Source organism: Sphingobacterium bovisgrunnientis, from assembly GCF_009829085.1.
GTDB lineage: Bacteria > Bacteroidota > Bacteroidia > Sphingobacteriales > Sphingobacteriaceae > Sphingobacterium > Sphingobacterium bovisgrunnientis.
The window spans coordinates 1-1,439 of the sequence record NZ_WUQY01000079.1 but is presented as its reverse complement, the minus strand read 5'-3'; the positions used below and the strand labels follow the sequence as shown (position 1 = coordinate 1,439).

Genomic DNA, 1,439 nt, shown 5'->3' with positions numbered 1-1,439 from the left:
CACAAAAAGCTTTCCTAATTAATAGAAGAGGGCAGATTTTTTTACACCCTAAATTTATTTAGGACAGCTGTGATCTATCCTATATAATATTAATTTTTATTAAAAAAATATAAAGTATTGGTTTTCAATATAATATTTTTTATTTTAACAGGAGATTAGTATGAGGTACAAATGTGTGTTTAAGTTATTGATTTAATTTTTTAAAAAATAACCATAGAATAGCAACATTCTTTAATAAGAATCGTTATAAAATTATTAAACCAGTATCATGATTTTAAATAAAATAACCGATAATAGGATATTAAAACGCTTAGAAAACAATATTAAATCTACTCTAGGTAAGATTGCAACATTAAGAACAGATCACAAATGTCCAAAATCATGGTATGGGAATGATTATGGGGGATTTTATATCAATCCAACATTATTAACATCCGAATCAGTAGTGTATTCATTTGGTATTGGTCAAGATATATCATTCGATTTAGAAGTCCTAAAACACCATCAATGTAAAATTTTCGGATTTGATCCTACTCCAAAATCCATTGAATGGATAAAAAATCAAAATTTACCAGCACATTTCCAATTCGAAAGCATTGGAATTGGCAAAACTACCGGTAAGGCGATATTCAATCTTCCAAAAGACGAGGAAAATGTATCTGCAAGTCTGTACGATCATCCATTTATTGATTCATCAAATAATGTGGAAGTTCATCTAGAATCTTTTCAAGATATATCAGATAGGCTAAATCATAAACATATAGATGTACTTAAAATGGATATTGAGGGAGCAGAATACGATGCCATAGATAATATATTGAATTCAAATATTTATATAAAGCAGATTCTATTAGAAATACACGAAAGATTTTTCGCTGATGGGAAAAAGAAAACAGAAGTATTATTACAAAAATTACGAGACAACGGGTATAAATTATTTGCTATATCAGATAGTTATCAAGAATTATCATTTATAAAAGTGTAATTATTGACGCTTTATCAGGCTATTTTATGGACGAATCAACTTCTGATATCACATATATATCTTCATTATCCTTTTTCATTTTATATTTTTCACGAGCGATACGCTGAATTTCATTGGGATTATATTGCGCATCTTTTATAGACTTTTCCAAGATTTCGACCTCAGAAGTATAAAATTCTTTCTCGTACTGAAGTTTATTTTTTTCTTTCTGATATCCATATTGTGTAGCGAAATCGTAGCGATCAAAAAAGCACATCCATACCAAGAATGCGAACCCTGCTATAAGAAATTTATTTTTGATTAATGATACCGCTCTCTCCATGGAACAAAAATAAGATTATGTTTCTATATTCAGATTAAATATATTGATTTTTTAGCAATCGAGTAGGAAGATAGGGATTATTTCCCTATCTGTCCTCTCACACCACCTGGCATACGGATCCGTACCAAGGCG

2 protein-coding genes are annotated in these 1,439 nt (G+C 29.4%); one reads left to right on the top strand and one right to left on the bottom strand.

The window, feature by feature from the left end:
* Positions 1-268: 268 nt before the first annotated feature.
* On the top strand, positions 269-985 hold the full coding sequence (locus GOQ16_RS17150) for an FkbM family methyltransferase (RefSeq protein WP_160070415.1): 717 nt from the start codon (positions 269-271) through the stop codon (positions 983-985).
* 19 nt (positions 986-1,004) lie between these two features.
* Here the strand turns inward: GOQ16_RS17150 and GOQ16_RS17145 are convergent, their stop codons facing one another.
* On the bottom strand, positions 1,005-1,307 hold the full coding sequence (locus GOQ16_RS17145) for an FtsB family cell division protein (RefSeq protein WP_160070414.1): 303 nt from the start codon (positions 1,305-1,307) through the stop codon (positions 1,005-1,007).
* Positions 1,308-1,439: the final 132 nt, after the last annotated feature.